This window comes from Agromyces atrinae (assembly GCF_013407835.1).
GTDB classification, from domain to species: Bacteria; Actinomycetota; Actinomycetes; order Actinomycetales; family Microbacteriaceae; genus Agromyces; species Agromyces atrinae.
This window is the reverse complement of the sequence record NZ_JACCBI010000001.1, coordinates 1,105,416-1,119,289: the sequence shown is the minus strand read 5'-3', so window position 1 is coordinate 1,119,289 and position 13,874 is coordinate 1,105,416. Positions and strand designations below refer to the sequence as shown.

The following is a 13,874-nucleotide window of genomic DNA, read 5'->3' as shown; positions in this document are numbered from 1 at the left end:
TAAGGAGTCGCCCGTGATCGCGGAAGTTCTGTCCGATGCCTCGTCCCGCATGAACAAGGCCGTCGAGGTGGCGAAGGACGACTTCGCCACGGTGCGCACCGGTCGCGCCAACCCCCAGCTTTTCCAGAAGATCCTCGTCGACTACTACGGCACTCCGACTCCGCTCGGACAGCTCGCGTCGCTCCAGAACCAGGAAGCACGCACGCTCGTCATCACGCCCTACGACAAGAGCGCGCTCCGCGACATCGAGCAGGCACTGCGCGACACCCCGAACCTCGGCGCCAACCCGAACAACGACGGCAACATCATCCGCGTGACGCTGCCCGAGCTCACGGAGGAGCGCCGCAAGGAGTACGTCAAGCTCGTGCGCGGCAAGGCCGAGGACGCCCGCGTCTCGGTGCGCAACATCCGTCGCAAGGCGAAGGACGACCTCGACTCGCTCAAGGGCGAGGTCGGCGACGACGAGGTCGCTCGTGGCGAGAAGGAACTCGAGAGCGTGACCAAGAGCCACGTCGACGCGATCGACGAGGCACTCAAGCGCAAGGAAGCCGAGCTCCTCGAGGTCTGATGTCCCGCCTTCCAGACGGTGAATCAGAGCACGAGCCTGGTCATTCGGCTCGCGACGACCTGCGTGCCCACGTCCAAGCGGCGCGCGCCGACATCGAGCGGCAGTTCGAGTCGACGCGTGCGCAGTTCGATCAGGCGCAGGAGAAGATCCAGGAGCGTACGGGTCGCAATCTGATCCTCGCGACCCTGATCGGTCTCGTGCTGGGCTTCAGCATGCTCTTCAGCCTCATCGTCGTCAAAGAGCTGTTCATGGCGTTCGCCGCCGTGCTCATCGTCTTTTCTACGTGGGAGCTCACACAGGCGCTCCGTAAGGCCGCCTACGACGTGCCGCGCATCCCGGTGCTCGTCGCGGCCGTCGGCACGCTTCCGCTCGGCTACTACTTCGGCCCGACGGGTCTTCTCGCCGGTGTGCTCGGCGGCGTCGTCCTCGTGGCGATCTGGCGTCTCGCGAGCCAGGCGCTCCCGGGACGCTCCGACTCGCGCGGACTCGCCCGCGACCTCGGCGCCGGCGTCTTCGTCATCCTCTACATCGTGTGTCTCGGCGGGTTCTCCGTCGTGCTCACCGCCGAAGACGGCGGCCAGTGGTGGACGCTCGCCTTCCTCATCCTCGCGATCGTCGCCGACACGGGCGCCTACGCCGCAGGCCTCTCGTTCGGCAAGCACAAGATGGCGCCGATCATCTCCCCGAAGAAAACGTGGGAGGGCTTCGCCGGCGGCGGCCTCGCGTGCATGATCGCGGGTGTCCTCCTCGCGATCTTCCTCCTCGAGCAGGAGTGGTGGCACGGACTCGTGCTCGGCATCGCGATCTTCCTGACGGCGACGCTCGGCGATCTCGCCGAGTCGCTCATCAAGCGCGACCTCGGCATCAAGGACATGAGCTCGTGGCTGCCCGGTCACGGCGGATTCCTCGACCGACTCGACTCGATCCTCCCGTCCGCGGCCGTGGCCTACGCGGCGTTCCTCGTATTCACGTAAGCGATTGGCAGAATAGTCCCGTGACGACAACCTTCCCTCACGCGCGCTCGAAGCGGCCCGGTTACAACGTGAAGCAGGTCGAGGAGTTCCTCGTCAAGGCACGAGCGGCCTACGACCGCGCCGAGGGCTCCGAGCCGGTGACCGCCGACATCATCCGACACACGGCCTTCTCGATGCAGAAGGGCGGCTATTCGACAGCGCACGTCGACGCCGCGCTCGAGCGTCTCGAAGACGCCTTCGCGGCACGCGAGCGCGAAGAGGCCTTCGCCGCTCGAGGCAACGACGCATGGCTCGCCGAAGCGCGCGAGACCGCCCAGGTCATCACGAATCGTCTGGGCCGTCCTGAGGGCGAGCGGTTCTCGCGCGTCAACAAGCTGACGCAGGGCTACAGCGTGCGCGACGTCGATCGCTTCACCGAGAAGCTGCTGCGCTACTTCCGCGACGGCTGGCCCATCGAGACCGACGACGTCCGGACCGTCGTCTTCCGCCCCCAGCGCGGCGGCTACCAGGAGTCGCAGGTCGATGTCGTGCTCGACGCCGTTGTCGACGTCATGCTTGCCGTCCGCTGAGTCGTACGTGCGTTCCGTGGCGCAGCCCCGATAGGATCGAAGCATCGTGGGAAGACACTCCGGAGACATCGAGCCGCACACGGCACCCGTCTCGGTGCGCCCGATTCAGCCCGTGTCGCGCCCCGTCCCGCCGGTGCCCCGGCCGAAGAAGGTCAAGCAGGCGGCATCCGTCGTCGTCGCGTTCTTCGCGTCGGTGAGCTTCTTGCTCGTGAACGTCGTCGATCCGTACTCGGGTGCGACCGCGTCATCCGTCGGCGAGCAGCTCGCGCCGGAGTTCGACGAATCGGGCGTGCGCTACGACGGTGTTCCGAGCCAGTCGATCACGGTCGAGGGCGACTACTCCTTCGCCGCGACGCGCGAGACGTACCTCGCCGAGAAGAAGCCCGAGCCGCTTCCCGTCATCCCCGAGCCGAGCGCCGCGTGGGCGCCTCCCGCGGTCACGCCCGACCCGGGATCGGCGCAGGCCTACGCCGCCGGTGCCGTCGCCGCCCGAGGCTGGCCGTCGGGCGAGTTCGACTGCCTCGTCTCGCTCTGGAACAAGGAGTCGGGCTGGCGCGTCAACGCGCACAACTCATCGAGCGGGGCGTACGGCATCCCGCAGTCGCTTCCCGGCTCGAAGATGGCGAGCGCCGGTGCCGACTGGGAGACCAACGCGGCGACCCAGATCGAGTGGGGCCTCGGCTACATTCAGGACCGCTACGGAACGCCCTGCGGCGCGTGGGCGTCGTCGGTCGACCGCGGCTGGTACTGAGCGGCTCGTCACCCGCCGGGTGAATAGACTGGGTGGATGCCTCGCTCCAACCGACCTCGTAGTCGCCGGGAGCACGCCCGAGACGAGCAGGAGCGCAGCCTCGACTCGCTCATCGCCGGCTGGCGACGCACCGAGACCCGTCGCGGCGTCGACTGGAACGTGCAGCCCATCTCCGCGCCCCAGGCGCAGAAGGAATACGCCTGCCCCGGCTGCGGCGTCATGATCGCACCGGGCATCGCCCACCTCGTCGTCTGGCGCGCCGACGGCGTGCTCGGCGATCAGGCAGACCTCGCCGCTCGTCGGCACTGGCACACGCATTGCTGGAGGATCGGATGACCGAGATCAGAGCAGGGATCGAACTCCCCGCGCGACGCGAAGACATCGAGCTGGTGACGGATGACGGTCTCACCCTCGTCGGCGAGCTCGCGCTTCCCCTCGACCGAGAGCCCGTGGCGACGCTCCTCACGCTGCACCCGCTGCCGACCCACGGCGGTTTCATGGACTCCCACGTGCTCCGCAAGGCCGCGGCACGGCTGCCCGCTCTCGCCGACCTCGCCGTGCTGCGCTTCAACACCCGCGGCACCTCCTCGCCGCGCGGCACGAGCGACGGCGCGTTCGGCGACGGAGTGACCGAGCGAGCGGATGTCGCGGCCGCCGTGGCCTTCGTGCGGGAGCGCGGCCTGCCGACGCCGTGGCTCGTGGGTTGGTCGTTCGGAACCGAGCTCGCGCTCAAGTACGGACTCGATCACGACATCGCGGGTGCGATCCTGCTGTCGCCGCCTCTCCGCCGCACCACGCCGGACGAACTCACCCGATGGGCAGGATCCGGTGTGCCGCTCATCGCCCTCGTGCCGGAGCTCGACGACTTCCTGCGCCCCGCCGAGGCCGAGGAGCGCTTCGCGGCCGTTCCCGAGGCCCGACTCGTCGCCGTCGACGAGGCGAAGCACTTGTGGGTGGGGGAGACCCACACCCGACGCGTGCTCGACGAGATCGTCAGGGTCGTGAATCCGTCGGCCTCGCCGCTGCCGACGGAGTGGAACGGCTAGAGCTCGTTCTGACGCGGTATGACGACCTGCTTGATGATGAGCAGGATCGATGCGGCGATCGGGATCGCGATGAGCGCGCCGAGGACGCTGAGGAGTGATCCGCCCGCGAGTGCGGCGATGACGACGACCGCTCCCGGCACTTGCACGGCGCGGTTCATGATGCGCGGGCTCAGCACGTATGCCTCGACCTGCATGTAGACGATGTACCAGATGGCGGCGACGAGCGCTGTGAGCGGTGAGCCGAGGCCGGGGATCAGGCAGACGAGCACGATGATGACCGAACCCGTGAGCGTTCCGACGAGCGGGATGAGCGACAGCGAGAACGCGACCAGTGCGAGCACGGCGGGGAACGGGGCGCGGATGATCGACAGGAAGATGAAGCTCAGGATGCCGTTGACGGCGGCGAGCGAGACCTGGCCGACGACGTAGCGGCCGACCGACTGGGTGATCTGCTCGGTGATGTCGGCGAAGCGAGCGCGCTTCGAGGCGGGGACGAGCTGGTACGTCGCACGCTTCATGGTGTTGAGCGACGCGGCGAAGTACAGGGTGAGGATGAGCACGACGATCGCCCCGAAGACGCCGCTGCCGATGCCGACCGCGACAGCGAGCACGCCGCCCGCGAGCTCGGTCACCTTGGCCGGGTCCTGCAGGAAGTCGGTGACGGCCTGGATGACGCCCTGGATGATCTCGTCGACCTGCAGCATGGGGAAGGCGTCCTGGAGTGCTTCGATCCACTCCTGAGACGTCACCCGGGCGATGATGCTCGGCACCTGCTCGATGAGCTGGCCCACCTGATCGGCGACGATCGGGATGATCGCGAGGATGACGCCGGCGAAGAGCACGAGCACGACGACGAGCACGATGAGGATCGCCGCCCACCGCGGCAGACCCTTGCGCTCGAACCACGAGATCGCGGGGTCGAGCCCGAGTGCGAGAAAGAGCGCAGCACCGATGTACAGGAGGATCGTCGAGAGCGACGCGATCGACGTCAGAATCAGGATGCCGAGCCCGACACCCAGCGTTCCGACCAGTCCTGCCCGGAAGGCGTTGCTGATCTTCATCGATTCCCCCTGTGGCCGGTCACTCCGTGTCTGCGGCTGCCTGCTCGGCCTGGCTCAACGCTCCGCGCAGGCTCTCGAAGTAGCCGGCGACGGCATCGCGTTCGATCCTAATCTGCGACAGGCGGTCTTCAGCATCGGCGACGATACGGCGAGAGCGCTCGTCGGCCTCGCGTACCGTCTCGCGAGCCGCGTCGTGCGCCTCGGCGAGTCGAGCCGTGGCTTCGGCCTCCGCGGCGTCGCGCGAAGCGAGGATCTCGGATCGCACCTCGGTCTCGAGGCGCTCGATCTCGGCGCGGGCGTCGTTGGTGCGCCGCACGGCCTCGGCGAGCTCGGCGTTCGCGTCGTCGAGGAATCCCTGCGTGCTCGCCACGGCGGCCTCGTGCGCCTCGAGCAGCTCGCGCTCGGCGTCGTCGCGCTTCGTCGTGATCTCGACCTCGAGGTCGGCCTTCGCCTCGTCGATCTCGCGCTGCATGCGCTTGACCTCGTGCATGGTCTTCTTGCGCATCGCGGCGAGCTGGTTGTCGAGATCGATGCGGGCCTGCTCGGCCTCGGCCCGGAAGTCGGCCCGTGCCTGCTCGTGCTCGAGGGCGAGATCGGCGCGTGACTGTTCGATGTCGGCGTCGTGCTTCGCGCGAATACGGGCGAGTTCGTGCTCGAGTCGACCGGTCGCCACCTCGGCGGCGCGCTCTCGGTCGACGACGGCCTGCGCCTCGTCGTCGGCGATCGACGCGCGCCGCGCATCGACCTCGTGCTGGAGGTCGGCGCGCGTCTGCTCGATCTCGTGAGCGAGAGCGGTGCGGGCGTCAGCGAGCTCAGCCTCGAGCGAGGCGCGCTCCTCGGCGCGTTCCCGCTCGATGTCGAGGCGGAGCTGTTCGGCCGCGCGGTCGCGGTCGATGCGCGCCTGTTCGATCTCCTCGGCGAGCTCGGCGCGCGCGCGATCGAGTTCGATGGCGACCTCGGCGCGGGTCTGCTCGGTCTCCTGGGTGAGTCCGGCGGCCGTCTCGCGGGCCTCGTGCGCCTCGCGGTTGGCCTCGGTGACGATCTCGGCGGCGCGGCGCTCGGCCTCGGCCAGTGCCGCAGCCGCTTCACGGGCGGCCGTGGTGCGGAGCTCGGCTGCTTCGTTCGCGACGGCGCCGCGGATGGCGGCGGCATCGCGTGCGGCATCGCGACGCTGGGCGTCGGAGTTCTCGTGAGCACGAGTGACCATGTCGTCGACCTCGGCCCGAGCGTTCTCGAGGGTGCGGGCCGCGCTCGCGCGGGCTTCGCGCACGGTGCGCTCGGCGACCTCGTCGGAGTCGGTGCGCAGACGCTCGGCGTCGGCCTCGGCCGTGCGGCGCAGCTTCTCGGCGTCGATGTCGGCCTGGGCGATGAGTCGGGTGGACTGCTCCTCCGCGACGCGCAGCGTGCTCTCGAGCTTGGTACCGAGTCCTGCGAAGGTCGGGCTGCCGACCTCTTCGAGTTCTGCCGTGAGTTCGTCGATGCGTGCGTGGAGGCGCTTGAGCTCCTTCTGAGACTCGGCGCCCTGCGTGTTCGCCGCGATCAGTTCGCGACGGAATCCGAGGATCGCCGTATCGACTTCCTCTTTGTCATACCCCCGGAACACCTGGGTGAACTCGGTATCTTCGACGGCCATGCTTCCTCCGGTCTGCGCGATTCCCCCCGGGCCTCTTCGATTCTAGGGGCGCGGGCACCGGGTCGACTCCGGCTGCGATGAGCGGACTCCCAGGAGGAACCGGTATCGTGGACTGTCTTTTGTCGGGTCACCGGCGTCGCCCGTTTCGCGGTGCCGCACTCCCTCCCCGACGACGACCCTGGAGGATGTCTTCGTGCGATTCGTGTTTGCCATCGTGGCGTTCGCCGTCGCCGCCGCGTTGGCCGGAGTCGGTATCGCGCAGCGGACGATTCTGTTGGAACCCGACCGGGTGACGATCGAGGCGACGATCGACTCGCCCGAGAGCTACCTCGTGGTCGACCCCGCCCTGTTCGATGCGAACGTCGGCGCGCAGATCGTCACCGTCGGCGGCTCCGACGAGGTCTACCTCGCCTACGGCCGGACGAGCGACGTCATCGCGTGGATCGGCGACGACGCCTACACGAAGGTCGGCTACGACTCCGAGGCCGGTGAGATCACGATGGAGGACATCCCCGCCGTGACCGACCCGAGCGAGCTCGACCCGCTCACGGGTGAACCCGTCGACCCCGCCACCGAGACGGAGACGCTCACGGCCGATGAGCTCGCGACGATCGCGTCGCCCGCCGGCTCCGACCTCTGGCTCGACGAGTTCACGGCCCAGGGCTCGCTCACGACCACGCTCGACCTTCCGAACGACATCTCGATCCTCGTGGCCTCCGACGGCACCGCGCCGGCGCCCGCCGACCTGAGCGTGTCGTGGCCGCTCGACAACTCGACGCCGTGGGCCGGACCGCTCCTCCTCGGCGGCGGACTCTTCTTCCTCCTCGGCCTCTACCTCCTCGCGACGGGGTTCATCCAGCACCGACGCGGCCGTGGCCCCCGGCGCAACATGCCGGGAGGCATCCGTCGTGGGAAGCTGCCGAGCGCCCCCAAGCCGAAGAAGGCGGCGCTCACGGGCGGCACGAAGCGCGCGATCGGTCGCAGCTCGCGCATCGCCCTCGTGCCCGTCGCCCTGTTCGCGACCGTGGCGCTCACGGCCTGCTCGCCGAACCTGTGGCCCCGCTTCGACGGCGGCACCCCGACCCCGAGTGCGACAGCGACCGACGGCCCGCTGGCCGACGTTCCCGAGACCGACGACGACGTGCGGCCGCCCGCGGTCACGACGCCCCAGATCGAGCGGATCATGGACAGGATCGCCGAGCTCACGACGACCGCGGATGCCGCGCTCGACGGCGCGGCGCTCGAGGAGCGCTTCGCCGGTGACGCTCTCGCGACGCGCGTCGCGAACTACTCGATCCGTGCGACGCTGCCCGACTACGCGGCGCCGATCCCCATCCCGGCCGAGCCGTGGAACCTCACGCTCCCCGAGCAGACCGACTCGTGGCCCCGCGTCGTGCTGACGGTCTCGGAGTCGGACGACCCGACGATCGCGCCGACGGCTGTCGTGCTCGAGCAGGCGTCGCCGCGCGAGAACTACGTCGTGACGTACATCATGTCGCTCGCCGCGAGTGCGCAGTTCCCCCGCGTGGCCCCGACCTCGGTCGGAGCGACGTCGCTCGCCGACGACTCGAAGTTCCTCATCCTCGCGCCCGACCAGATCGCGGCCGCATACGGCGACATCCTCATGACGGGCGCCGAGAGCCCGTCGTACGACCTCTTCGATACGACCGACGACGAACTCATGGCGCAGCTCGGCCCCGAGGGCCAGGCGTCCATCGCCGCCGCCCAACCGCCGACCGCGAGCATCGCGTTCGCGATGGCGGAGGGCACGGGCCGTCCGATCTCGCTCGCGACGAACGAGTCGGGAGCGGTCGTCACCGTCGACCTCGTCATGACCGAGAACGTCACCCCGAACGACGGCGGAACCGTCGGCTTCGGCGAGGGTGTCCCGGCCGCGGCGCTGTCGGGCTTCACCGCCAAGAGCTCGAAGGGCGTCACGCGTTCGAGCACCATCCAGATGCTCTTCTCTGTTCCCGCGATCGGCTCCGACGACAAGATCGTCCTCCTGGGCTGGTCGGAAGCCATCACCTCTGCCTCGGAGATTCCATGACCAACGTCCCCCCGACCGGCCTCCGCGGTGCAGTCGACCTCTCTTCGCTCGTGAACCGGCCCGCGGCACCCGCGCCCGGTGCCGCCCCCGCGGCGGCGGCTGGCGGAGCGCCGATCGACGTCGTGGTCGCCGTGGATGACTCGAGCTTCGGCGACATCCTCGAGCTGTCCCGCACCGTGCCCGTCGTCGTCGACCTGTGGTCGGCGCGGTCCGAGGCCAGCACGGTTTTGAGCGAACTGCTCGAGCGCGTGCTCCGCGAGTACGCGGGTGCGCTCGTGCTCGCCCGGGTCGAGGCCGAGACGAACCCGCAGCTCGCTCAGGCGTTCCAGGTGCAGGCCGTGCCGACGGTCGCCGCGGTCGTCGCGGGTCAGCCGGTGCAGCTCTTCCAGGGCAACGTGCCCGAGGAGGACGTGCGCGCGGTCTTCGACCAGCTGCTGCAGCTCGCCGCTCAGAACGGCGTGACCGGTCGACTTCCCGTCGACGGCGCCGAGCCCGCTGCAGCGCCCGAACCCGAGCCGCTGCCGCCCCTCCACCAGGAGGCGTACGACGCCATCGAGGCGGGCGACTACGCCCGCGCCGTCACCGCCTACAAGACGGCGATCGCGCAGAACCCCGCCGACCGTGACGCCGTCGCAGGCCTCGCTCAGGTGAGCCTGCTGCACCGGCTGCAGGGCAAGACCCTCGACGAGATCCGCAGCCGGGCAGCGGCGTCGCCCGACGAACTCGATGCGCAGCTCGACGTCGCCGATCTCGATCTGTCGGGCGGACACATCGACGACGCGTTCGACCGTCTGCTGACCTTCTTCGTGAAGCTCGACCCCGCCGGTCGCACGGTCGTGCGCGAACGCATCGTCGAGTACTTCGAGATCGTCGGAGCCGACGACCCCCGCGTCGTCGCTGCGCGCCGACGGCTCACGAACCTGCTCTACTGACCGGGCCGGCGCGGCGTGAGCCGCGCCGCACCCGATCGTCCCGAGATCACTCGGGGACGAGCCAGAGTCCGCCGAGCGGCGGCAGCGTGAGTGACACCGACGCACTCCGACCGCCCCACGGCACGTCGAGTGCTTCGACCCCGCCGAGGTTCCCGACCCCCGAACCGCCGTACTCGACGGCGTCGGTGTTGAGCACCTCGCGCCAGCGCCCGGCGTGCGGGAGCCCGAGGCGGAAGTCGTGCACGGGCGTACCCGAGAAGTTCATGACGCACAGCAGCGGGCGGCGTTCGCGGTCGTAGCGGAGGAACGCGATGACGTTCTGGGCCGCCGCCCCTCCGTCGACCCACTCGAAACCGGCCGAGTCGTTGTCGAGCGCCCAGAGCGCGGGCTCGTCGCGGTAGATGGCGTTGAGTCGCGCCACGAGGTCGAAGATCGCCTGGTGACTCGGCTGGTCGAGCATCCACCAGTCGAGACCGCGCTCCTCGCTCCACTCGGAGAGCTGACCGAACTCCTGCCCCATGAAGAGCAGCTGCTTGCCGGGATGCGCCCACATGAACGCGAGGTAGGCGCGCAGGTTCGCGCGCTTCTGCCAGTGGTCGCCCGGCATCTTCGCGAGGAGCGAGCCCTTGCCGTGCACGACCTCGTCGTGGCTGATCGGCAGCAGGAAGTTCTCGCTGAACGCGTAGAGGAACGAGAACGTGATGTCGCCGTGGTGGTGCGAACGGTACATCGGGTCCTTCTCGATGTACTGCAGGGTGTCGTGCATCCAGCCCATGTTCCACTTGATGCCGAAGCCGAGTCCGCCGGCCGACGTCGGTGCGGTCACGCCGCCCCAGCTCGTCGACTCCTCGGCGATCATGACGGTGCCGGGGTTCCGCTTGTACGCGGTCGCCGTCACCTCCTGCAGGAACGCGATCGCCTCGAGGTTCTCGCGCCCGCCGTGGATGTTCGGCAGCCACTCGCCCTCGGCGCGCGAGTAGTCGAGGTAGAGCATCGATGCGACGGCGTCGACACGGAGTCCGTCGACGTGGAACTCCTCGAGCCAGTAGAGGGCGTTGGCGACGAGGAAGTTGCGCACGCGCGGGTTCCCGAAGTCGAAGACGAGGGTGCCCCAGTCCTTCTGCTCGCCGCGGCGCGGGTCGGGGTGCTCGTAGAGCGGCTCACCGGTGAATCGCGCGAGCGCCCACTCGTCCTTGGGGAAGTGGCCGGGAACCCAGTCCATGATGACGCCGATGCCGGCCTCGTGCAGCCGGTCGATGAGGTAGCGGAGGTCGTCGGGGTGCCCGAAGCGCGAGGTCGGCGCGAAGTAGCCCGTCACCTGGTAGCCCCACGAACCGCCGAACGGGTGCTCGGCGAGGGGGAGGAACTCGACGTGCGTGTAGCCGAGGGCGCGCACGTAGTCGATGAGCGGGTCGGCTGCCTCGCGGTAGCCGAGGCCCGGGCGCCAGGAGCCGAGGTGCAGCTCGTAGATGCTCATGGGGCCCTGGTGCGGGTCGGTCGAACGCCGGCGGTCCATCCACGCGTCGTCGCCCCACACGTAGTCGGTCTCGCCGATGACGGAGGCCGTCGCGGGGGAGACCTCGGTGTAGCGCGCCATGGGGTCGGACTTCCGCACCCACTCGCCCGAGGCGCCCAGGATCTCGAACTTGTAGTTCGAGCCCGCCTCGAGGCCCGGCACGAAGATCTCCCAGACGCCGCTGCCGCCCATCGTGCGCATGGCGTGGCCCGCGCCATCCCAGCGGTTGAAGTCTCCGATGACGCGGACAGCCGACACGAAGGGGGCCCAGACCGTGAACGACGTGCCGTCGACGGAGGCCGATGCGCCCGCGTGGGAGCGGCGGTGGGCGCCGAGGACGCGCCACAGCTCCTCGTGCCGACCCTCGCCGATGAGGTGCAGGTCGAGCTCGCCGATCGACGGAGCGAAGCGGTAGGGGTCGTCGCTCGTCCAGTCGCTGCCGTCGTCGTAGCGCGCATCGAGGAGGTAGTCGCCGACGTCGCCGACGCGGCCGCCCTCCCACACGCCCCAGCCGATGTGGGCGAGGGGGATGCGGTCGCCGCTGTCGAGGACGGCGTCGACCTCGCGCGCGAGGGGGCGACGGGCACGGATGACGGTCGCGGGCTCACCCGTCGCCTGAGCGACGCGGTGGCTGCCGAGGACGGAGTGCGGATCGTGGTGCACGCCGTTGCCGACGGCCTCGACGATGCTCGGGTCGAGGGTGGGGAAGACGGGTGCGTCAGTCATGGGTGGCGACCTTCCTCTGTGACACGTGCAGCACGTGTGCGGGGTGCGTGAAGGCGTCGAGGCGCACGTAGTTCGAGGCGCCCCACTCCCACGAGTGGCCCGTGACGAGGTCGTGCACCGTGAACCGGGCACCGGGCTCGATGCCGAGCTCGTCGAGATCGAGGTGCACCGTCGTCTCGCGCACCGAGTGCGGATCGACGTTGGCGATGACGATGACGGTGTCGGCCTCGCCCGTGCCGGTGAACTCGGCATCGAGGTGCTTCGAGTACGCGATCACGGCCTCGTCGTCGGTGCGGTGGAAGTGGATGTTGCGGAGCTGCCCGAGCGCGGGGTGCGCGCGGCGAGCCTCGTTGAGGATGCCGAGGTAGAGGGCGAGCGAGTCGCCCGAGGCCTCCGCCGCGGCGAAGTCGCGGGGCTTGTACTCGTACTTCTCGTTGTCGATGGCCTCTTCGGCGCCCGGGCGGGCGACCGACTCGAAGAGCTCAAAGCCGGAGTAGACGCCCCACGTCGGCGCCGCGGTCGCGGCGATCGTCGCGCGCACCGTGAATGCGGCGGGCCCGCCGAACTGGAGGTACTCGGTGAGGATGTCGGGGGTGTTCACGAAGAGGTTCGGGCGCAGGAAGTCGGCCGTCTCGGTCGCGAGCGAGCCGAGGAACTCCTCGAGCTCCTCCTTCGTGTTCCGCCACGTGAAGTAGGTGTACGACTGCTGGAAGCCCACGGTCGCGAGCGCCTGCAGCATCGCGGGGCGCGTGAACGCCTCGGCGAGGAACACGATGTCGGGGTCGACCGAGAGCACCTCGGCGATGAGCCGCTCCCAGAAGGCGAGAGGCTTCGTGTGCGGGTTGTCGACGCGGAAGATCTTCACGCCCGTCGCGATCCAGTGCCGGACGATGCGGAGCACTTCGGCGTAGAGGCCCTCGGGGTCGTTGTCGAAGTTGATCGGGTAGATGTCCTGGTACTTCTTCGGCGGGTTCTCGGCGTACGCGATCGATCCGTCGGGGAGGGCCGTGAACCACTCCGGGTGCTCGGTCACCCACGGGTGGTCGGGCGAGGCCTGGAGCGCGAGGTCGAGGGCGATCTCGAGGTCGAGTGCGGCGGCACGCGCGACGAACGCACGGAAGTCGTCGAGGGTTCCGAGATCGGGGTGCACGGCGTCGTGGCCGCCGTCGGCCGAACCGATGGCCCACGGCGAACCGGGATCGTCCGGGCCGGCATCCAGGGTGTTGTTCGGACCCTTCCGGAACGAGCGCCCGATGGGATGGATCGGCGGGAGGTAGACGACGTCGAAGCCCATCGCGGCGACGGCGTCGAGTCGAGCCGAGGCCGTGCGGAACGTGCCCGACTGCCAGCTGCCGTCGTCGCGGCGCACGGCACCCTCCGAGCGGGGGAAGAACTCGTACCACGAGCCGACTCCGGCGCGGGCGCGCTCGACGAGGATCTCGTTGACGGCGCTCTCGCTCACGAGGGTCGCGAGGGGGCGGACGCTGAACTCGTCGCGCAGCACGGGGTCGCCGAGCACGGTCAGACGCTTGTCGAGACCGGCGGTCTCGTCGCGGAGGAGCTTGACGGCTCGGCTGAGGCGACGCTTGGCGGCCGCGGGTCGCACCTTCTGGCCGTGAGCGCGCTCGAGGAGGCGCGCGCCCGCCTCGAACATGAGCTCGACGTCGATCCCCGCGGCGATCTTGATGCCCGCGTCGTGCACCCAGGTCGCGTACTCGTCACCGAATCCGCGGACGACGAACGACCACACGCCCTGCTCGTGGAGGGCGACGCGGGTCTCCCAGCGGTCGAGGCCGGGGGCCGTCGAGACGAGCCGGTGCTCGGTCGTCACGCCCGTCGGCGACGTCAGCACGAGCATCGCGCCGACGCGGTCATGACCCTCGCGGAACACGGTCGCACCGAACGGGACGACCTCTCCCGCGAATGCGGACGGCCTCCATCGGGGATCGGGTGCTGCGGGTGTGACCCGCAGGACGGGGATTCGGCCGGCGAGCGGCCCCTGAGCGCGGTCTTCGATGGCGGAACTCACAAGTCCGACCGTAGCGCGG

12 protein-coding genes are annotated in these 13,874 nt (G+C 69.5%); 8 read left to right on the top strand and 4 right to left on the bottom strand.

The features are described 5' to 3' along the window. Positions 1 to 13 precede the first annotated feature (13 nt). From frr to BJ972_RS05400, 6 genes are read left to right on the top strand one after another with little or no spacing between them, the layout of a single operon-like run. Entirely contained in the window at positions 14 to 568 is a 555-nt protein-coding gene (frr, locus tag BJ972_RS05425) for a ribosome recycling factor (protein ID WP_129172795.1), read from the top strand. Beyond that, positions 568 to 1,542, top strand: coding sequence for a phosphatidate cytidylyltransferase (locus BJ972_RS05420; RefSeq protein ID WP_129172794.1), 975 nt, complete (start codon positions 568 to 570; stop codon positions 1,540 to 1,542). The genes frr and BJ972_RS05420 overlap by 1 nt, the downstream gene beginning before the upstream one ends. 20 nt (positions 1,543 to 1,562) lie before the next feature. Next, positions 1,563 to 2,111, top strand: a complete 549-nt coding sequence (locus tag BJ972_RS05415) for a DivIVA domain-containing protein (protein WP_129172793.1) — start codon at positions 1,563 to 1,565, stop codon at positions 2,109 to 2,111. A 46-nt stretch (positions 2,112 to 2,157) separates the two neighbouring features. Beyond that, positions 2,158 to 2,862 (top strand): aggregation-promoting factor C-terminal-like domain-containing protein, encoded by a 705-nt coding sequence (locus tag BJ972_RS17145; protein ID WP_241830721.1) that lies wholly within the window; start codon positions 2,158 to 2,160, stop codon positions 2,860 to 2,862. A gap of 36 nt (positions 2,863 to 2,898) precedes the next feature. Further along, a complete protein-coding gene (locus tag BJ972_RS05405; protein ID WP_129172792.1) occupies positions 2,899 to 3,198 on the top strand; it encodes an Rv1322 family protein in 300 nt (99 codons plus the stop codon). Then, positions 3,195 to 3,908, top strand: a complete 714-nt coding sequence (locus tag BJ972_RS05400) for an alpha/beta hydrolase (RefSeq protein WP_129172791.1) — start codon at positions 3,195 to 3,197, stop codon at positions 3,906 to 3,908. Before BJ972_RS05405 ends, BJ972_RS05400 begins: the two co-directional genes overlap by 4 nt. Here the strand turns inward: BJ972_RS05400 and BJ972_RS05395 are convergent. Further along, positions 3,905 to 4,969, bottom strand: coding sequence for an AI-2E family transporter (locus tag BJ972_RS05395; protein ID WP_129172790.1), 1,065 nt, complete (start codon positions 4,967 to 4,969; stop codon positions 3,905 to 3,907). The genes BJ972_RS05400 and BJ972_RS05395 overlap by 4 nt on opposite strands. 19 nt (positions 4,970 to 4,988) lie before the next feature. After that, positions 4,989 to 6,602: a DivIVA domain-containing protein gene (locus tag BJ972_RS05390; protein ID WP_129172789.1), complete on the bottom strand. Its 1,614-nt coding sequence runs from the start codon at positions 6,600 to 6,602 to the stop codon at positions 4,989 to 4,991. 193 nt (positions 6,603 to 6,795) lie between these two features. On the opposite strand from BJ972_RS05390, the gene BJ972_RS05385 reads away from it, so the two are divergent. Then, positions 6,796 to 8,652: a DUF8094 domain-containing protein gene (locus BJ972_RS05385; RefSeq protein WP_129172788.1), complete on the top strand. Its 1,857-nt coding sequence runs from the start codon at positions 6,796 to 6,798 to the stop codon at positions 8,650 to 8,652. Further along, entirely contained in the window at positions 8,649 to 9,584 is a 936-nt protein-coding gene (locus tag BJ972_RS05380; protein ID WP_129172787.1) for a tetratricopeptide repeat protein, read from the top strand. Before BJ972_RS05385 ends, BJ972_RS05380 begins: the two co-directional genes overlap by 4 nt. Positions 9,585 to 9,630: 46 nt before the next feature. Here BJ972_RS05380 and glgB read toward each other — a convergent pair whose 3' ends face one another. Both glgB and BJ972_RS17140 read right to left on the bottom strand, forming a co-directional pair. After that, entirely contained in the window at positions 9,631 to 11,826 is a 2,196-nt protein-coding gene (glgB, locus tag BJ972_RS05375; RefSeq protein WP_241830720.1) for a 1,4-alpha-glucan branching protein GlgB, read from the bottom strand. After that, positions 11,819 to 13,855, bottom strand: coding sequence for a maltotransferase domain-containing protein (locus tag BJ972_RS17140; protein ID WP_129172785.1), 2,037 nt, complete (start codon positions 13,853 to 13,855; stop codon positions 11,819 to 11,821). The genes glgB and BJ972_RS17140 overlap by 8 nt, the downstream gene beginning before the upstream one ends. Positions 13,856 to 13,874: the final 19 nt, after the last annotated feature.